Here is an 18,639-nt window from a genome sequence, read left to right as displayed (position 1 = left end):
AGTAAACCGCGCTGGGCAAAAGACACCGCTACGCCATCACCGATAACAAAATGGTCAAGCACTCGTATGTCGACTAAAGCCATGGCGTCGATAATCCGCCGAGTGATATGTTGATCCGCTTGGCTTGGTTCAGCTACGCCTGATGGGTGGTTATGCGCGAGAATAACCGCTGCGGCGTTATCATCTAAGGCTTGTTTAACAAGCACCCTTGGGTACACACTGGCGCTATCGATGGTGCCGTAAAACATAGGGCGATACTTAATTAAACGGTGTTGACTATCAAGCATGAGCATGGCAAATACTTCTTGGCGTTGATCGCGTAACTTAGAGAGTAAAAATGTTTGAGTTTGTTCTACTGAGTTGAGTGCATCGACTCTATCCATTTTTTCCGCAAGAAAACGTTTAGTCATCTCCACACTGGCTTGCAACTGTACAAACTTAGCTTGTCCTAAACCTTTGACCTTACAAAACTCGGTTTGAGAAGCGCTACATAAACCACGTAAACTGCCAAAGCTCGATAATAAATAACGGGCTAAATCAACAGCGCTGCAACCTTGAATACCGGTACGTAAAAAAATGGCGAGAAGTTCGGCATCAGAAAGTGATTCTGAACCCAACTTAAGTAACTTTTCTCTGGGTCTTTCATCCACGGGCCAATCAGTAATTTTCATGCTTCCTTGCCTTCTTGCTTGGATTGAGACTCAATCCGGAATGTGAAGTAAAATAAGCCTAGCAAAAGGATGCCTTTCCAGCCAATATTACAGGGAGTTAGAGACCTTTAATCCGTAAATAAGTATGTTATGTCGATAAATAATAAAAATGTATTGTTAGGTATAACCGGCGGCATTGCTGCCTATAAAGCCCCAGACTTGGTCAGAAAACTCGTGGCTCTAGGTGCCAATGTGCGTGTGGTATTAACCCAATCTGCACTGGAGTTTGTCAGTCCCTTAGCCTTGCAAGCAGTATCAGGAAACCCTGTCTCTGATAATTTACTGGATAAAGATGCAGAGGCGGCAATGGGGCATATTGAGCTGGCAAAATGGGCTGATATCTTATTAATTGCGCCCGCAACGGCTAACTTTATGGCGAAGTTGACCCATGGTTTGGCTGATGATTTATTATCGACGCTGTGTCTGGCAACGGCTGCACCTATCGTTATTGCTCCGGCCATGAACCAGCAAATGTGGCATGCTAGTGCCACCCAGCATAATGTAAATGTATTACGCCAGCGTCATGTTCGCATTTTAGGTCCCGCAGCTGGAGAGCAAGCTTGTGGCGATGTCGGCTTAGGAAGAATGTTAGAGCCACAAGATATTGCTCACTTATTAAATGAAGCTTTGCCTTCGCAAGTGCTACTAGGTAAAAAAGTGATGATTACGGCTGGTCCAACACAAGAAGCTATTGATCCGGTGCGTTATATCTCTAATCATAGCTCGGGTAAGATGGGTTATGCTTTAGCAAAAGCCGCACAAGCGATGGGCGCTGAGGTGGTTTTAGTCAGTGGCCCAACTAACCTTATTGCTCCGCAAGCGGTGACGACGGTGCAGGTTAAAAGTGCGGAGCAAATGCATCAAAGTGTGATGGAACAGGTTGCTACCTGCGATATTTTTATTGGCTGTGCTGCCGTTGCTGATTATCGACCCGCACAAACTACCCCGCAAAAAATTAAGAAAAATGACCAAGAGTTAACGCTTACTTTTGTTAAAAACCCTGATATCCTTAGCGATGTAGCACATTTGCAACATCCACCCTTTACCTTAGGTTTTGCTGCCGAAACACAGAACGTTAGAGAATACGCACTATCAAAATTAGCCCGTAAAAAGCTCAACATGATTGCGGCCAATGATGTATCAGATAGTCGTATTGGTTTTAACAGTGAGCAAAATGCCTTATCGGTATTTTGGCCGGGGGGTGAAGTTACCTTAGCGATGGCCGATAAACAGAAACTGGCCTTGCAATTGTTGCAACTCGTGTCAGAACAATTTAAATAGAAAACAAAACAATATAGTGAACGCCATTGCTAATTAGGACCAAATAATGCCAGCAACAAAACGCCCCAATCGTCGTGCCCAAATACTGCAAGCTCTAGCCAGTATGTTACAAACCAGCCCTGGTCAAAAAGTGACTACGGCAAAGTTGGCCGCCCACGTGGGAGTGTCTGAAGCTGCGTTGTATCGTCATTTTCCGAGTAAGGCGCGGATGTTTGAGGGCTTGATTGAGTTTATTGAAGAAACCTTATTTTCTCGTATTAATAAAATCCTCAACGAAGAAAAAGACACCGCTACTCGCTGCCAGCTGATTTTGCATCTTATTTTAGGTTTTGCAGAAAAAAATCCTGGTATTACTCGGATTTTAAACGGTGATGCCCTAATGGGTGAGCAAGACCGATTACGTGAGCGTATCGCACAATTGTTTGAGCGCTTAGAGACGCAGATGAAACAAGTACTACGAGAGCGTAAATTACGTGAGGGTAAAACTCTACCTGCAGACGAAGGTTTGATTGCCAACATGCTAATTTGTTATGCCGACGGTAGGATCAATCAATTTATTCGTAGTGAATTTACTCGCCGTCCCACTGAAGGTTTTACTGAACAATGGCAATTTATTAATAAGCAGTTTTTTAACTAGTCGCTGTTTTATACGCCCATGCAAAAGCCCGCTAGTTTAGCGGGCTTTTTGGGTTAATTGGCTATGCATTTATTTCGAGAAGGTATCACCAAAAAAGTCACCTTCGTTCCAGCTTGAGCGTTTTGCTTGATTCGCTAAGGTTAAACCAATTTGGTAGTTTACTTCGGCAAACTTGGTCGCCGCTTTCCAATTAAAGGCCTGATTAAAGTCATCGCCTGGTTTGTGGTAATTGGTCGCGATAAAGTTACCAAATTGTTTGCTGCCATCAATGTTTGGATCCGCAGACTGCAAGCCCGGTACAATAAATACCGAAGGGATACCTTGTTTAACGAAGCTGTAGTGATCAGAGCGAGTAAATAGCGCTTGCTCTGGCCATGGATCAGGGCTAAGGATTAAGCCAATATTCTCGGCCGCTGTTGCAACTGAGGCTTTTAAATCACTGTGGTCAGCACCAAAGGCAATCACATCAGCAAATTCATAGGTCAAAATTGGCATGTCTAAATTAACGTTAGCAACCAAGGCACTTTGTGGCACAGTAGGATTTTGTGCATAGTAATCAGAGCCTAACAAGCCTTTTTCTTCGCCCGTTACCGCAACAAATAAAATCGAACGCTTAGGGCGGTTTTCGAGTTGACTAAATAAACGCGCAGTTTCAAGCAATACCGAAGTACCTGTTGCATTATCCATCGCGCCATTATTGATTTTGTCTTTGGCGACTGTTTTAGCAAAACCGATATGATCAGAATGAGCAGAGTAAACGATATATTGTTTTTTCAGCTCAGGATCAGACCCTTCCAGAATAGCGACAACATTAGGGCTTGAAATCGTTTTGTGCTCGCTACGTGATTCAAGTTTTACGCTCAGAGGTATGTCAAAACCCTTTGGCGATTTATCTTCTTCTAACATAGCGTAAATCTCATCGAGATTTTGCGGGGCATTAATAAACACAAGTTCTGCTGCTTCTTTACTTAAATAAGCGCTACTTAGCAGTTGCGGAAACACATTCGCTGGCTGACCACTTGCATCTAACCATCGCACGCTTGGAGTGTGCAAGTAGTTCAGTAAATTTTGGTAAGGGCGCACTTTTTCAGCAGTTGGAGTACTAATAGTAATAAAGCCAATCGCCCCATTTTCGCTGGCGTGTTTTTGTTTTTCAGAGCTAGAGCCAAAATGAGCGCCTTCTTCGCTAGGGAATGATTTTGGCTTACCAGACAACGCCACTACAACCTTACCCTCAACATCAACATCCGCATAATCGTCATGCTGTAGTTCAGGCGCTACAATACCGTAACCCACAAAAACCAACTTACCTTCCAACAAGGCGTGTTCAGTCACCGGGTTTGCGCCAGATAAAAACTGTTTTGGGTAAGAGAGTTCTATATCACCTTCTTCGCTGCTCAACGTCATGTTAATTGATGCTTGGTCAACATGGGCTTGTCTGAAGTTAATGCGTTGCATGTAAGTACCATCATCGCCAGCGGGTTTTAAGCCATATTTCTCAAACTCGGCGGCGATGTATAACGAGGCTATTTCGTGGCCACGTGAGCCAGTATCGCGCCCCTCTAACAAGTCATCAGCTAAAAATCGGATGTGGGATTTAATGCGCATTGGATCGGCATGTTGTTCCATTTTTGGGGCATCAGCCTGACAGGCTGCTAATATGATTGAGCCTACTAGAAGGCTGGTGTATCTGCGTAAAGTCATCAAAGCACTCACTATTATTATTGTTGAATAAAACCGTCTTACATTAAGCGAGTTTGCTGCAAAATGCCATCTTGACAGAATCATTATGTCAGCTAATCTATTGAGAACATATGTTCTAAAACTGACTGATTTTTATGCCTCGTAAAGCGCAATACAATGTTGACGCCGTACTAAACCAAGCCATTGATATTTTTCTCGAACATGGATATCACGGGACGATCATGGATGAAATTATTGCGCGTGCTGAGTTCAATCGCCGTGGTTTTTATCTTGAGTTTGGCAGTAAACAACATTTCTTATACTTGGTGTTGGCACATTACCAGCAAAATTACCTTAAAAAGATCATGCAACACCTTGAGACAAACCAAGGATTGCCCTCTATTGCTGCGTTTTTTGAAGCCTATGTCAAACATGTCAAAGGGAAGGGATGTTTACTGATTAATTGTATTGCAGAGCTTGGTTTTGACGATGCGAAAATTAGGGAAATTGGCCGTCATTACCTCGACCGTTTACAAATTGATTTTATTGGTTGCTTAGAAAAAGCACAAAATTTAGAGCAGCTACATCCACAAACTAATATAGAGTCCACAGCGTTGCAGCTTACAAGTTATGTGCAGGGTTTTGCTGTAAATGCCATTTTGGCTGGCGATACTGATGAATTACAAATTGCGACTCAAGCATTATTGGGGCCCTTATCACTCAAGCCGGTATAGATTAGGTCGTTTGAACACCAAATGAGTCAGTAGATTTTACTCTAAGCCTTGAGAAAAGCTCGATTCATCTCCATATTTAGCCATCATAACAGCAAAAACAAATGCCTTTGTTTTATCCTTTATTCACCCCTTTTGAGTTGTCATCATGTCTACTAAAAATCCCTTATTTCGTATTCAATTTATCAGTAACGGCGAGCGTTATGAACTGTTTGTGCGAGAGGTCTCGCAAGGCTCGATGTTTGGCTTTGTTGAAATAGGTGACTTTGTCTGGGATAGCCATACGAGTTTGGTACTAGACCCAAGCCACGAAAAATTAAAATCAGAGTTTGCCGACGTCACCCGTACTTATATTCCCATGCATAGTGTGTTGCGCATCGATGAAGTAAAAAAGCAGGGAAGTTCTAAAATTAGTCAACTATCCGATAAGGTGATGGCTTTTCCTAGTCCTATTTACACCCCGAAAAATACCCCAAAATAACCACATGGTCATTTCAATACGGGGTCAAATCTCTTATGCTGCGATTTAAGCTCTGAAAAGCATGCGGATTATTGATGAAATTAGTTGTATCGCGATTGTGTATTATTTTGGTTTTGGTGGGTTGTTCACTGGGTACTTATGCTAAGGCTAGCGAAGACACTGAAACCGCGTTTAATACCTTGTTGGATGAGATCTGGCAGTACGAATTATCTGTTCAGCCAGTGAGTGCAACGGGTTATGGAGTGCATCTGTTTGATGACCGCCTCGCCGATACATCACCGGCAGGTTTGGCGGCAGAAGATGCTCAATACCGCTCTTTTTTAGCGCGTTTAGCGACTATCAATAGCGCTGAATTGAGCCGAAATGAGCAAATTACACTGCAAGTTCAGCGCTACCGTTTGCAAGACTACATCGACCAATATGCCTTTAATGCGCATTTTATGCCTCTTACTTCTGAGTCTGGTTTTCATAGTAGCTTAGCGTTTTTACCTGCGATGACGCGTTTTAAGGGTGTTGAAGACTACCAAAATTATCTTGCTCGATTGGCGCAATTTCCCCGTATTTTCGCTGAGCAAATTTATTGGATGAGGCAGGGCATCGCAACCGGTATAGTGCAGCCTAAAGCGGTACTCACAGGCTTTGAAGATTCCGTGAAAGCGTTTATTTTTGAAAAGCCCCAACAGAGCGAGTTTTATCAGCCTTTTTTACAACTTGATAGTGTGGCGATCAGTGCAGTTGAAAAAAACCGTCTGCGTTCTCAAGCTGAGCAAATTATCCAAGACTCTGTTTTTGTTGCTTATCAGGATTTTTACGATTTTTTGCTACAAGAATATTTACCTGCAAGCAAAGATAATATTGCCGCTACCAGCTGGCCTAAAGGCCTCGAGTATTATCAAAATCGCAGCAATCACTACACCACCACCACCTTGCCAGTCGAAGATATACATCAATTGGGCCTAAGTGAAGTGAAACGTATTCGTGCTGAAATGCAAATTGTGTTAGATGGCCTCGATTTTGAAGGTGATATTAATCAGTTTATTAACTTTTTACGTAGCGATCCGCGTTTTTATGCAAAAACACCAGAAGAGTTATTGAAGCAAGCGTCGTATATCGCGAAAAAGATGGACGCTCGCTTACCGCAGTTATTCAATATATTACCGCGTATTCCCTATGGTGTAGCTCCTGTGCCTGAATCTATTGCGCCTAAGTACACGACTGGGCGTTATGTTGCACCCACTCGCGATGATCAACCTGGGTACTATTGGGTTAATACCTATGCCTTAGACAAACGTCCCTTATATGCACTGACGGCATTAACCTTACATGAAGCAGTACCAGGCCATCATTTGCAAATATCCTTAGCTGCTGAGATGCAAAACTTGCCTAATGTTCGGCGCTATAGCTACATGTCGGCTTTTGGTGAAGGCTGGGGACTGTATGCTGAATACCTTGGCAAAGAGGTGGGCATGTACACTAACCCATATGACGAATTTGGCCGTTTGAGTTACGAAATGTGGCGTGCGTGCCGCTTGGTTGTTGATACTGGCATGCACGTAAAAGGCTGGTCTAGAGAGCAAGCCATTGAGTTTATGTTAGAAAATACTGCTTTGTCAGAACACAATGTTAAAACTGAAATCGACCGGTATATTTCGTGGCCAGCTCAAGCCTTGTCTTACAAAATAGGCGAGCTGAGCATTAAAAAGTTGCGTTTAAAAGCCCAAGAAAAATTGGGTGAACGCTTTGATTTGCGGGCATTCCACGACGCTGTGCTGGCCTATGGGTCAGTGCCATTGTCTGTTTTAGAAACCAATATTGAACATTATATAGCGAACCAACCATGATCATCTTTGGCGTGATAGCGGTCTTAGTTTTAGCCTTGATTTTTCTGGTTCTGCGTGCACAAAATGCCCAAGCAGAATTAAATAAAGCAAAATTCGAACTTAAAACCTTACAGAAAAACACCAAGTTTTCACTGGGTTCAATTATGTTAATGTCTAAACAATTAACTAATAGCTATCGCTTAAAGTTAGATGCGTTGCGACGTCATGGCGTATTACATGGTAATGACTTAGATGTGGCGCAATTTATTGTCGAAAACGTCGAGTTTGTTGTCATGCAGTGCTGTGAAAAACATGCCACAGTTGAAGAGGCAATCAAAGGGGCGTTAGAGGGGGCAACGATTGATATGGCAGCGGTGCAAGAATATATCGCTCGCCAGTCAGTTGATGTAAGGGTGCCGTGGAGTAAAAACACCTTGGATGGCTATTTAGCAGCCTGTAATAATTTACTGACGACTAAAACCAAAGCCCCCGAAGCTGCAATCGAAGAGGCCGCTATCTGAGATTTCGGTGGGTGGATAGTCAAAAAAAAAGAGTTTTTACTGCGTAGTTTAAAGTCATTTTTTACCATCAGAATCGAGCAATCGAGTGAATAAGCTCGCTGTTATTCACTCGAAGCCTGTTATTTAGAAACAGATGCACCTAAATAACTGAGTGGAATAGGCGAGGTGCTGGCAACAATTTTTTGTACAACTACGTTGTCATCTAATCGCCATAACTTGATGGTGTGCTGCCCTTTGGGAACATCAACAAATACCCGTTGTAACATACGTGCGTTGGTTTTTACCGCTTCATTCCAATCCCGTTGTTCTTGTAGGGTTGTGGCGTTCGGCGCTGGTAATAGTTTGTCTGCCACTACTTGCATGGGACCATCATCTACCGATAAACCAAAACGTAAGGTAGCTTGACCGGTGGTATTGAGAGTGGGTACCAAAAACACCTGCACACTCAAATCCCCAGTCTGTTCGACAATGATGTCATATTCTAATCGTACCGCATCGTCTTTGTTGGTGGGCTCTTGCCCCTGAGGAAATGCTGTAACAGCCCCTTTGGTGCGGCCTAGGTGGTTAATGACCTTCCATGTTAAGCCTTTGTTGTTGACCGCTCGACTAAAATCAGGCCCTTCAATGGCACTGATATTAGGCTGTAATTTGCCTGTGTTTTGCTCAGTAAATTGAATAGGTTTACTGGGCTTGTCGTTGATGACTCGGGTAATGGCCGGCATGACTTGCTCGTCTGGTTGCTGCCAGCTGGTATAACCAATGTGGGCTTGTGCCATCATGCCGTCCCATTTGCCGTTTAACAGACCATGATAAGTATCGGTAAGTTGTTGGTCCCGCGCAAAAGTCGATTCTACTTGGTCCGCAAAAAAATTCGCTCTGCTGTCATTGGTAGCCGCTAAGCGGTTATTCCAAGCTGCTGCATAATAAAGTGCATAAAGATTAGATAAAGCAGCAATTGGATACTCTACCAGCTGATAATAGGCAGGTAGTTGTGGCTCGCTTAATGATTCTTTAAGCATTAGCATTTCTTGCTCAAGTTCTTGCCACTGATGCACAAGTTTGGCAAATTCACCACCGTCTAGACTGTCGGCTGTTGATTCCCCCAAGTTAAAACTGTTGGCATCGATAAGTTCAGGTTTACGCCTTGCGGCATATTGGCTGTAGCGAGTAATTAGCATGGCAATTTTATCGGCATGTTTAGTGCCAAACGCGGCTTGTGCCCAGTCTTTAGGGTAAGCATGTAGCTTGTCTAAAGTCATGGCTTCTGGGTTCCATGCTTGTGCCATGAAAGCGCTTAGAGGATACTCAACGGGTTTAATATCACCTACATTGACTATCCAAATATTGTGAGCACCCCGTTTGTAAGCAAGATCCATTTGTTGCCATGTTTTTTCTATTTGCACGGTATTGAGCCATTTGTAGTTACGTGGCACACCAACATAATCGAAGTGGTAGTACACCCCAAAGCCCCCTGAACGCTCGAGGTTAGTGGTGGGTAAACGGCGAATTTGCCCCCAATTATCATCAGCGAATAATAACGTGACGTCATCTGGTACCTGCATGCCGTGATCATAATAATCTTGAACTTCTTTATATAAGGCCCAAACTTGCGGGGTTTTTTCTGCCGATTTTTCGGTCACTTGTGCAATGATTTTGCGCTGATCTGCGACGATTGTTTCTAACAACTGAGTTGCGGTATCTTCGTGCATGGCTTCATCACCATCGCCCCGCATCCCCACGGTGATTAAGGACTCGTAGCCTTGCCCATCGCCCTTTGACATCATGCGCTCTATGCCACCACGCCAAAACTCACGTAAGTTTTTTGCATTACTGGCGTAATCCCACTTACCACCAGTAATACCTTTATCTTGGTTGCGGTGCCATTCATGGTGGGCTCGGCTTAAGGGCTCATGATGGGACGTACCCATCACCACACCCATGGCGTCAGCAAGTTTCATGTTGTTCGGATCATCATCGTTAAAGGCTTTGGGTGGCCACATAGCAGGCCACAAATAATTGCCTTTTAGTCTTAATAATAATTCAAAAACATGGGTGTACATTTTGGCGTTTAAACCGCCAAAATGTTTATAAGACCATGTGGTGAAACTGGGTGCTTCGTCATTAATAAAAAAACCGCGATATTGCACTTTAGGGGCGTCTTGATATTCACCTGCATTCACGTAAACATCATTTTGATGTTCAATGGGTACATCAGCAAACCAGTACCAAGGTGACACCCCCATTTGTTCTGATAACTCGTAAGTACCAAATACCGCACCGCGTCTATCTGCGCCTACCACCACTAAAGCTTGAGTGATCCCCGCGAAAGGCGAATCAATCACCACGCGCTTATACGCCTCCCATTTGCCTGTGATGTCGTCGATATTGAGCTTGCCTTGAGTGACTAACAGGTCAATTATCTTACTTTGACCTGCTTCAGCGATAATGACTACTCGGCCATTGGCTTCATTGAGATCATGCACTGTTTTTGACTTCTTGCTACTAACCAAAGCCAAATCTTGCGCAAAGCTTTGAGCGACATGTTGCAAGGCTGAGTTAGCTTGTTTTTCTACAAAAATGGTGGCTGGTTGGCCCGCTTTTATTAGTTCGAAGCTCCCCTTATGTTTTTGCAAACATACCGAGGCGGGTACCTCACAGGCCTGTGCAAAAGAAAAAAGTGATATGCTGATAACGGTCAAACTAACGCGTAAAAAATAATACATAACTAAGCCTTATTGTTTATCTCATTCAGATCACATGAGATGCGTCTGAAAACTCAGTACGCAGTATAGAGGTAAGTAAGTGGTTGCCGGGTTTACTAAATTTGTTAATTCAATAAGGGTATTTTGTATGCTAGGTGTTAAGGTGGTCGTTTGGGCGAGGGTACCATTTAAAAATAATCAATGAGGAACGCCATGCTACATAAGCGATTTTTTGTTTTTTCATCCATATGTTTTTGGCTAAGTGGATGTGCAACTGACAAGCCATCCGAGCAGTGGGTGAACTTATTTAATGGTAACGATTTAACAAATTGGACCGTCAAAATTAATCATCACAAGGTAGGGGAAAATTATGGCAATACGTTTAGAGTTGAAGACGGTTTGCTTAAAGTCAGGTACGACCAATATGAATTCAATGATGAGTTTGGTCACCTTTTCTACAATACGCCTTTTGATAATTTTCATCTGCGACTCGATTACCGTTTTATTGGTGAGTTTGAAGAAGGTGCCCCTAGTTATGCCCGACTCAATAGCGGCGTGATGTTTCACAGCCAGTCTCCTCGTTCTATCAACCTAGACCAAAACTGGCCTATATCAGTAGAAATGCAATTTTTGGCTGACACGGGTGATGGCTCTCGTTTTACTGGCAGTATGTGCTCACCGGGTACTGATGTTGTTTATGCGCAAAAGATATATCCAGAACATTGTTTGCCATCGAATTTTAAAGCCCTCACAAAAGAACAGTGGGTACACGCAGAGTTGATCGTTAAGCAGAACACGATTACGCATATGATCAACGGCGAGGTTGTTTTGCAATACAGTCGCCCCACGATTGATGGAAAAGATGGCATTGTTGTGGGGCAAAGCCCCGAATATAAAGAACACGGCAAGATACTCCAATCGGGTTATATTGGTTTGCAAAGTGAAGGCCAGCCCATAGAGTTTAAAAATATCATCATTAGAAGACTCTGAAGGCTGGTAATACATTTATGGGGTGTAAATGATGTTGCGCGCTTCCCCATACTCCCATGTATTTTATGTTTATTGGTATGTGAAATGCAGAACCCTAGTATTAGGCGTGCCAATCGTGTATAAAATTTAATCTTAATTATCCCTGTTCTAACAATACTAATAAAGATTACTGCTACATGATAAATCGGGGCGTTTCAGCTTATTTTCTAATCACACTATTATTTTTAGCCAGTGCCTGCGGTGTTGTCGCCCATGCCAATGTTTCACCATTAATGGATAACGTAACAGTAGTGAATATCCCTTATATGGACAGGCCAGCTGCCCACCGTAGATATACCGATGATTTATTAACCCTTGCACTGCAGTTATCTACAGAAAAATATGGACCTTTTAAGATCATTCGCCAACGTTTTGAAACGGTAGTGGGCCGACAATTGCTTCAGTTAGAAAAAGGGGATTGGTTGTCTGTTGCTACATCAATGCCCTTGCCCAGTTGGTTGGAAAAAGCCGACGTTGTGCATTTTCCAATTATGAAGGGGCTTGCAAGTTATCGTATGTTTTTTACTGATCAAGCACATGTAAGTGCTTTGGCAGAAATTGAATCGCTCGATGTTCTAAAAAAGCAAATGATCGGTCAGGGTCGAGGGTGGTCAACGGCTAAAATACTAGAAGACAATGGTTTTAGAGTGATGTATGGCCCTACTTATGAAACACTCTTCCCTATGTTAGAGGCCAATCGCTTCTCTTTACTGATGCGTGGCATTTATGAAATTGAAGCAGAGCTGCCGCTTTATCAAAAAAACATGCCTAGTTTAAGAATTGCTGACAATTTCGCAGTTTACACCTATTTACCAATGTATTTTTTCGTGAGTAAAAAGCAAGCTAAGTTAAGCCAGCGCTTAAGGTATGGACTTATACAAGCCGCCGAAAGTGGTCAGTTTGATGCGCTTTTCAATCATTATTTCGCCAGCACGGTTTTGATGTTGCAGAATAATAATCGTTCAGTGTTTTACCTCAACAATACCAACGTTGTTGGCCAAGACTTTAGAAGGGATGAACCCTATTTACTGGACTTTATTCGTCAACTTGAGCGCAATAAGCCTGCTATTCAAAGTGACGAAATCGTTTTGCTTGGTGAGTAAACCTACCCCTTTGTTGCTTTCAAAAGCAGCTCAAACTCGTTTTTGCTCACCGGCATTATCGACAAACGGTGGCCTTTTTTAACCAAACCTATCTCAGTAATATGTGGCATACTTTTGATTTTGGCTAAACTCAGCACTCTAGAAAACTTCTGTTTAAACTGCACATCTACCATCACCCAGCGAGGATTGTCTGGACTGGCTTTAGGGTCAAAATATTTGGACTCGGGATTAAATTGGCTGTGATCGGGGTAGGCTTCTTTTACTACTTCAGCTAAGCCGGCAATGCCTACTTCTTTACAGCTGGAATGATAAAACAATACTTGGTCACCTTGTTTAACCTCGTCGCGCAAAAAGTTACGAGCTTGGTAATTACGAATCCCGTCCCAGTGTTCGGTTTGATCGGGTTTAGCAGCGAGGTCATCGATACTAAAGGCGTCAGGTTCAGATTTAAATAACCAGTATTGCATTGGATTGCCATGATAAATGAAGCAGATAACCTTAATTATCCTCGATTTAGTCGTGGTTTCAAGTTTGTCTGATGCACTGTGAAAATGTTCAAAAGCTAAGTTTATTAACGGCATTAAAAAAGTTTTTAGGCCGCAGATAAATACGTCTATTTTTTAGTAACTTAGATTTTTACCATGACGCAAAACTTGCATCTCAAAAAAGCCTAAATATACTGTATATAATTACAGTATGTTGTGAGCTTATGAACCCTATCCTTGAACATCTCAAAAATAAAAACCTCTTATGGCAAGCTAATCATACTAGCCAAATAGCGTATGCAAATAGCACGGGTTTTAGTGAGTTAGATCAACAACTACAAGGCGGTTTTCCGCAAAATGGAGTAATAGACATTGAAAGCCCCATTGGCATTGGCGAGCTTCGTTTACTGTTGCCTGATTTATTGACTCGCCAGCAAAGTGGTGATCGTTTGTTGGTTTTTATCGCTCCTCCCATGCTATTAAACAGTGAAATGTTAGCGGAGTTTGGCTTTGAACTACATCGTGTTTTGATACTAAAAACTATTTCAAGCGCGCAATCTTTGTGGTGTGCAGAGCAATGCTTAGCCAGTGGTTGTTGTTATAGCGTGGTGCTGTGGCAGCACGACATAGCCATAAATCAAGTGAAACGTTTGCATCTGGCGGCAGACAAGGGGGATGCCCTCATCACCATGTTACGCCAGCAAAAAACGGTACAGACTGCTTTACCGGTATCTTTAGCCTTACGTTTACGTGCGCAGCCTCAAGGCTTACATGTTGAGGTAACCAAACGCAAAGGGGCTTGGCCTAGCTCTGCTTTCACTGTGGATATGAGTAATAAATGGCCTGAGTTGAATTGCCAATCTATCGCAGAAAATGTCGTGCAGTTTCCTAATCGTCATTCTCAAATCGCATAGCGAAAACGCAATCATGTTGTGGTTGTATCTCGATTTTCCCAATTTGCAATTAGATGCTTTGCTTGCTCAAGTGCAAGGCGAAAAGATGCCTCCTTTGGTGATCTTAGATCAGCGTAGCCATAACATAGTGCAAGTGAGTGCAAAGGCGAGAGCTGTAGGTATTAATTTAAATATGGGTTTAGGAACGGCTGCTGCACTGGCACAAGACCTACAAGTGGTGCCTTATGAGCCCAAAATAAACGACAACAAGTTACAAGAAATTGCTGAAATATTATATCTCAGCACCAGTGATATTAGCTTTTTTGCACCACAGGGCTTGTTGCTTAGAATTAACCATATGCTGAGACTGTATGGTGACTTAGCGAATTATTGGCAAGTGATAAAAAACCAATTAGCCCCTTTAAAACTGACTTACCATTACGCCACGGGTCACTCACCATTGGCGGCTAAAATCTTAGCTAAAAAAAAATGGGATACCATTAGCGATGATCTTAGATTACTGCATCACAACATTTCTCAGTGCCAACTATATGAAACAGATATTAGCCCTAAAACGCAGCAGCAATTGACACGTGTAGGTGTGCGTACGATACAAGATTTATTTGCCATTTCTTTTGCTGATATGGCTAAACGTTTTGATATTGGGCTAGTTAATTATTTAGGACGATTAAGTGCAGAGTTTAAACATCCAATTGAATTTTATCACCCGCCTGAGATATTTAAGCGTTACATGGAATTATTGTTTGATATAGATAATAGTCAGTTTTTACACAGACCATTAGGGCATTTACTACAGGCATTAGAACAATTTTTGAAGTTGCGTGACCGATTAACACAGACTCTTATCATTCTATTTTATCAACGTGAACATGAGCCTATTGAATGGACGATTGGTTCACAACAAGGAGAATATTTAGCGAGCCGATGGCAAGCGCTGATTAAAATCAAGCTAGAGCAGCTACGCTTAGATTCTGCGGTTTATGCTATCAATCTGACAACGGGGCAAACGCAAATTAGAAGTCCTGATAAAGGCGACTTATTTAGTGCCAAACAAGGCACGTTATCGCGTTTGCAATTGGTTTCGCTGCTGCAAGCTAAGTTAGGCGAAAAGGCAGTGATGAGTCCAATTGTTAATGACGATTATCGTCCTGAGCATGCTGCAAACTATGCCCCACCGGTGTTGCTCGATGAATCCAATCATAATGTGAGCCATATATTACAGGCCATGCGACCTAGTTTTTTATTAACGCCTCCGCAACCTTTACGTGAAAAAGTGAGTATTGTACATGGCCCAGAACGGCTCAATACCGGCTGGTGGGATAATCGCACCGTGGTCCGTGATTATTACATTGCGCGAAATCAACAGGGTCAGTGGTATTGGGTTTTTAAAGAGCAAGATGCGGTTTGGTACTTACACGGTGTTTTTAGCTAATGCGCAGTTCTAGTTATGCTGAATTGTTTTGTCAGAGTAATTTTTCTTTTTTACAGGGCGCCTCACATCCACAAGAGTTAGTACAGCGCGCTGACTTTTTGGCTTATCAAGCCATTGCTATAACGGATGAGTGTTCTGTAGCTGGCGTGGTAAGAGCTTTTACCGCTATTAAAGATCACCAATTGAGTATTAAGTTGATTGTGGGCAGTTTATTCAAACTCAACGCCCAGCTTAGCGTGATATTACTGTGCCCAAATCGTCAGGCGTATGCAGAGTTATGCCGCATCATTACCAATGCTCGGCGCCGCGCAGTTAAAGGTCAGTATCAACTGGATAGTTGGGATCTTAAAAGTTGTCAGCACTGCCTTGCCCTGTGGTTACCTACCGGTGACGTCACTAGTGATCATCAAACTGCCAAACAGCTACAAAGCATTTTCAAACAGCGTTTATGGATTGCTGTGCAGCGCCACCTTACTGCCAATGAACACCGATATTTAGAACATTGTCGTTGTTTACAGCAATTATACCACCTGCCGATCACCGCATGTGGTGCAGTGTTAATGCATGATCCTGAGCGTTTGATGTTACAACACGCTTTAACTGCGATAAAACAAGGTAAAAGCATCAGCAGTTTAGGGCGGCATTTATTATCAAACAGTGAGCGTTCCTTACGACCATTAGAAAAACTTCAGCGTTTATATCCGCAGGAATGGTTACAGGAATCGGTTGAGATTGCTGATCGTTGTACCTTTGATATGGGCGAATTACGCTACGAATATCCCGCTGAGTTAGTACCTAAAAGAAAAACGGCGACTCAATACCTACGGGAATTAGTTGTTCTGGGCATGCATACGCGTTTTGCCCAAGACGGTAAGTTAGCGTTTGCGATTAAACGGATCATTGCCAAAGAGTTGAAGCTCATCAAAGAGATGGGATATGAATACTTCTTTTTGACTATCTATGACATTGTACAATTCGCTAAAAAGCAAAACATCCTTTATCAAGGTCGTGGGTCTGCCGCCAATTCGGTAGTGTGTTATTGCTTGGAAATCACCGCAGTGGATCCTCGGCAAATCGATGTATTGTTCGAGCGTTTTATTTCAAAAGAACGACAAGAAGAACCAGATATCGACGTGGATTTTGAACATCATCGACGTGAAGAAATCATTCAGTACATTTATCAAAAATACGGACGTGAACGTACCGCCATTGCAGCCACGGTAGTGACATATCGACAAAAAAGTGCGATTCGAGAAATTGGCAAAGCCATGGGTATTGATGAAAGCCAATTGGCGTTTTTTATTAAAAACATCGACCGCCGTGATGTGCAAGTTGATTGGCAAGCACAAATTACTGAGCTTGGCTTTGCTTCAGAATCATTGCAAGGCAAACATTTTGTCTATTTGGTGAATGAAATTAAAGGGTTTCCGCGGCACTTATCACAGCACGTAGGAGGCTTTATCATCTCTGCCGGACCCATGTATCACTTAGTACCTATTGAAAATGCCGCCATGGCTGAGCGCACTATTATTCAGTGGGATAAAGACGATCTTGAGAGTTTAGGTTTACTTAAAGTTGATGTACTGGCCTTAGGTATGCTGAGTGCGATTCGCCGAGCTTTTGATTTAGTAAGTACCCACTATCAGCATGATTGGAGTATTGCGCAAATAACTAAGTTAGGTGATGACAGACAAGTGTATGAGATGATTCAACGAGCTGACACAGTAGGCGTGTTTCAAATTGAGTCACGTGCACAAATGAGCATGTTGCCTCGACTCAAACCTAGATGTTATTACGACTTAGTAGTACAAATCGCCATAGTAAGGCCTGGGCCGATACAAGGGGATATGGTACACCCTTATCTGAAACGGCGCGATGGAATAGAGCAAATCCATCATCCATCTAAAGCCGTTGAGGCAGTACTTAAACGTACTAACGGCGTGCCTATATTTCAAGAGCAAGTGATCAAAATGGCCATGGTGGCTGCAGGTTTTACTGGCGGTGAAGCTGATCAGTTAAGGCGGGCCATGGCCTCTTGGAAAAAAGAGGGTGAGCTGCTTAAGTTTCGCGATAAATTAGTCAACGGCATGTTGCGACGAGGCTATGAGTTAGATTATGCCGAGCGGATTTTTAATCAAATAAAAGGCTTTGGTGAATATGGTTTTCCAGAGTCGCATTCGGCTTCATTTGCCGTATTAGCCTATGTATCTTCATGGCTTAAACACTATTATCCACAGGCATTTTACGTCGCATTGTTAAATAGTTGGCCGATGGGCTTTTATCCGCCAGCACAATTAATACAAGATGCGCAGCGTCATCGTATTCATATATTGCCTGTGTGTATCAACGCTTCTGACTACGAACATAAATTCGAATTTTATAATAATGATTGGGCTATTAGGTTAGGTTTTAGCCTGATTAAAGGCTTGAAGAAAAACGCGTTAATTTCTGTATTACAACAGAGACCATTAAGTGGTTTTAAACGGATGGAACAAATTAAAAAATTGGGCTTAGCCCGTCACTATTTGGAGGCATTGGCCAGTGCCAATGCCTTTAGTTGTATCAGTGATAATCGTTATGCCGCACGGTGGGCGTTAATGGATAGCGAGAGTGACTTGCCATTATTTAATCAAGTTGCTGAGTCGATAGACATCGGTATGCAAGCTTCATTTGGAATTACAACACCGAGTGCCAGTGATACCTTAATTGAAGACTATGCTTCAATGAGTTTAACCTTGGGCAAACACCCTATTGCCTTGATCAGAGAGGCAGGGCTTCTGCCTAAGCATGTGAGTGCTGAACAACTCATTAATCGGCCGCATAAAACGGTTGTTAGTGTGGTGGGCTTGGTGGTTGGCCGACAACGCCCAGGCACCTCAAAAGGCGTTACTTTTATTACTTTAGAAGATGATACCGGTAGTATGAATGTGATTGTGTGGTTGGCTACTGCGAGAGCCCAGAAGCAAGCGTATTTAAAATCTAAAATATTAAAAGTGAATGGTATTTTGGAGCGGGGCGACGGTGGCGTCACCCATATCATAGCCGGAAAATTAGAAAACTTAAGCCACCTAATTGCCCAGCTTGATTCCCGCTCCAGAGATTTTCATTAA

15 protein-coding genes are annotated in these 18,639 nt (G+C 42.8%); 11 read left to right on the top strand and 4 right to left on the bottom strand.

Annotation, left to right across the window (positions count from 1 at the left end):
• Positions 1 to 671 (bottom strand): DNA repair protein RadC (gene radC / locus NWQ57_RS07480; protein WP_306021519.1); only part of this gene is annotated, 671 nt, incomplete at its 3' end.
• A gap of 129 nt (positions 672 to 800) precedes the next feature.
• Here radC and coaBC point away from each other — a divergent pair.
• Both coaBC and slmA read left to right on the top strand, forming a co-directional pair.
• Positions 801 to 1,991, top strand: coding sequence for a bifunctional phosphopantothenoylcysteine decarboxylase/phosphopantothenate--cysteine ligase CoaBC (gene coaBC / locus NWQ57_RS07475; RefSeq protein ID WP_306021518.1), 1,191 nt, complete (start codon positions 801 to 803; stop codon positions 1,989 to 1,991).
• 46 nt (positions 1,992 to 2,037) lie between these two features.
• Entirely contained in the window at positions 2,038 to 2,628 is a 591-nt protein-coding gene (gene slmA, locus NWQ57_RS07470) for a nucleoid occlusion factor SlmA (protein ID WP_306021517.1), read from the top strand.
• Between the two features lie 69 nt (positions 2,629 to 2,697).
• Here the strand turns inward: slmA and NWQ57_RS07465 are convergent, their stop codons facing one another.
• Positions 2,698 to 4,332 carry a M28 family metallopeptidase gene (locus NWQ57_RS07465; RefSeq protein ID WP_372340899.1) on the bottom strand — a complete coding sequence of 545 codons (1,635 nt, stop codon included), beginning with the start codon at positions 4,330 to 4,332 and terminating at the stop codon, positions 2,698 to 2,700.
• A 134-nt stretch (positions 4,333 to 4,466) separates the two neighbouring features.
• Between NWQ57_RS07465 and NWQ57_RS07460 the strand changes: the two genes are divergently transcribed.
• The 4 genes from NWQ57_RS07460 to NWQ57_RS07445 all read left to right on the top strand — a co-directional run bounded on the left by NWQ57_RS07460 (position 4,467) and on the right by NWQ57_RS07445 (position 7,864).
• Positions 4,467 to 5,045, top strand: coding sequence for a TetR/AcrR family transcriptional regulator (locus NWQ57_RS07460; RefSeq protein ID WP_306021516.1), 579 nt, complete (start codon positions 4,467 to 4,469; stop codon positions 5,043 to 5,045).
• Positions 5,046 to 5,190: 145 nt separating this feature from the next.
• Entirely contained in the window at positions 5,191 to 5,523 is a 333-nt protein-coding gene (locus tag NWQ57_RS07455) for a DUF1820 family protein (protein WP_306021515.1), read from the top strand.
• 74 nt (positions 5,524 to 5,597) lie between these two features.
• Positions 5,598 to 7,364 carry a DUF885 family protein gene (locus NWQ57_RS07450; RefSeq protein ID WP_306021514.1) on the top strand — a complete coding sequence of 589 codons (1,767 nt, stop codon included), beginning with the start codon at positions 5,598 to 5,600 and terminating at the stop codon, positions 7,362 to 7,364.
• Complete coding sequence (locus tag NWQ57_RS07445) at positions 7,361 to 7,864, top strand: hypothetical protein (protein WP_306021513.1); 504 nt, start codon at positions 7,361 to 7,363, stop codon at positions 7,862 to 7,864. The genes NWQ57_RS07450 and NWQ57_RS07445 overlap by 4 nt, the downstream gene beginning before the upstream one ends.
• Positions 7,865 to 7,983: 119 nt before the next feature.
• Here the strand turns inward: NWQ57_RS07445 and NWQ57_RS07440 are convergent, their stop codons facing one another.
• Positions 7,984 to 10,587 carry a glycosyl hydrolase 115 family protein gene (locus NWQ57_RS07440; RefSeq protein ID WP_306021512.1) on the bottom strand — a complete coding sequence of 868 codons (2,604 nt, stop codon included), beginning with the start codon at positions 10,585 to 10,587 and terminating at the stop codon, positions 7,984 to 7,986.
• A 192-nt stretch (positions 10,588 to 10,779) separates the two neighbouring features.
• Between NWQ57_RS07440 and NWQ57_RS07435 the strand changes: the two genes are divergently transcribed.
• Positions 10,780 to 11,556 carry a DUF1080 domain-containing protein gene (locus tag NWQ57_RS07435; protein WP_306021511.1) on the top strand — a complete coding sequence of 259 codons (777 nt, stop codon included), beginning with the start codon at positions 10,780 to 10,782 and terminating at the stop codon, positions 11,554 to 11,556.
• A 176-nt stretch (positions 11,557 to 11,732) separates the two neighbouring features.
• Positions 11,733 to 12,698 carry a hypothetical protein gene (locus tag NWQ57_RS07430; protein WP_306021510.1) on the top strand — a complete coding sequence of 322 codons (966 nt, stop codon included), beginning with the start codon at positions 11,733 to 11,735 and terminating at the stop codon, positions 12,696 to 12,698.
• A 2-nt stretch (positions 12,699 to 12,700) separates the two neighbouring features.
• Here the strand turns inward: NWQ57_RS07430 and NWQ57_RS07425 are convergent, their stop codons facing one another.
• Positions 12,701 to 13,165, bottom strand: a complete 465-nt coding sequence (locus NWQ57_RS07425; protein ID WP_306021509.1) for an EVE domain-containing protein — start codon at positions 13,163 to 13,165, stop codon at positions 12,701 to 12,703.
• 242 nt (positions 13,166 to 13,407) lie between these two features.
• Between NWQ57_RS07425 and imuA the strand changes: the two genes are divergently transcribed.
• Genes imuA through NWQ57_RS07410 form a run of 3 tightly spaced genes read left to right on the top strand, consistent with a single transcriptional unit; the run spans position 13,408 to position 18,639 of the window.
• On the top strand, positions 13,408 to 14,097 hold the full coding sequence (imuA, locus tag NWQ57_RS07420) for a translesion DNA synthesis-associated protein ImuA (RefSeq protein WP_306021508.1): 690 nt from the start codon (positions 13,408 to 13,410) through the stop codon (positions 14,095 to 14,097).
• A gap of 13 nt (positions 14,098 to 14,110) precedes the next feature.
• Positions 14,111 to 15,529, top strand: a complete 1,419-nt coding sequence (locus NWQ57_RS07415) for a DNA polymerase Y family protein (RefSeq protein ID WP_306021507.1) — start codon at positions 14,111 to 14,113, stop codon at positions 15,527 to 15,529.
• A complete protein-coding gene (locus NWQ57_RS07410; protein ID WP_306021506.1) occupies positions 15,529 to 18,639 on the top strand; it encodes an error-prone DNA polymerase in 3,111 nt (1,036 codons plus the stop codon). Before NWQ57_RS07415 ends, NWQ57_RS07410 begins: the two co-directional genes overlap by 1 nt.

It is taken from the genome of Paraglaciecola sp. (assembly GCF_030730205.1).
Taxonomy (GTDB): Bacteria; Pseudomonadota; Gammaproteobacteria; order Enterobacterales; family Alteromonadaceae; genus Paraglaciecola.
Note: the sequence above shows the minus strand (reverse complement) of the source record. Positions and strands in the feature narration are given on the sequence as shown.

What these genes read in the sequence shown, in the direction of transcription:
- NWQ57_RS07455 (WP_306021515.1), top strand. Translation starts at nt 5,191, where the DNA reads ATGTCTACTAAAAATCCCTTATTTCGTATTCAATTTATCAGTAACGGC.
- NWQ57_RS07445 (WP_306021513.1), top strand. Translation starts at nt 7,361, where the DNA reads ATGATCATCTTTGGCGTGATAGCGGTCTTAGTTTTAGCCTTGATTTTT.
- NWQ57_RS07465 (WP_372340899.1), bottom strand. Translation starts at nt 4,332, where the DNA reads ATGACTTTACGCAGATACACCAGCCTTCTAGTAGGCTCAATCATATTA.
- slmA (WP_306021517.1), top strand. Translation starts at nt 2,038, where the DNA reads ATGCCAGCAACAAAACGCCCCAATCGTCGTGCCCAAATACTGCAAGCT.
- NWQ57_RS07460 (WP_306021516.1), top strand. Translation starts at nt 4,467, where the DNA reads ATGCCTCGTAAAGCGCAATACAATGTTGACGCCGTACTAAACCAAGCC.
- NWQ57_RS07435 (WP_306021511.1), top strand. Translation starts at nt 10,780, where the DNA reads ATGCTACATAAGCGATTTTTTGTTTTTTCATCCATATGTTTTTGGCTA.
- NWQ57_RS07410 (WP_306021506.1), top strand. Translation starts at nt 15,529, where the DNA reads ATGCGCAGTTCTAGTTATGCTGAATTGTTTTGTCAGAGTAATTTTTCT.
- NWQ57_RS07430 (WP_306021510.1), top strand. Translation starts at nt 11,733, where the DNA reads ATGATAAATCGGGGCGTTTCAGCTTATTTTCTAATCACACTATTATTT.
- NWQ57_RS07440 (WP_306021512.1), bottom strand. Translation starts at nt 10,587, where the DNA reads ATGTATTATTTTTTACGCGTTAGTTTGACCGTTATCAGCATATCACTT.
- NWQ57_RS07450 (WP_306021514.1), top strand. Translation starts at nt 5,598, where the DNA reads ATGAAATTAGTTGTATCGCGATTGTGTATTATTTTGGTTTTGGTGGGT.
- NWQ57_RS07425 (WP_306021509.1), bottom strand. Translation starts at nt 13,165, where the DNA reads ATGCAATACTGGTTATTTAAATCTGAACCTGACGCCTTTAGTATCGAT.
- imuA (WP_306021508.1), top strand. Translation starts at nt 13,408, where the DNA reads ATGAACCCTATCCTTGAACATCTCAAAAATAAAAACCTCTTATGGCAA.
- coaBC (WP_306021518.1), top strand. Translation starts at nt 801, where the DNA reads ATGTCGATAAATAATAAAAATGTATTGTTAGGTATAACCGGCGGCATT.
- NWQ57_RS07415 (WP_306021507.1), top strand. Translation starts at nt 14,111, where the DNA reads ATGTTGTGGTTGTATCTCGATTTTCCCAATTTGCAATTAGATGCTTTG.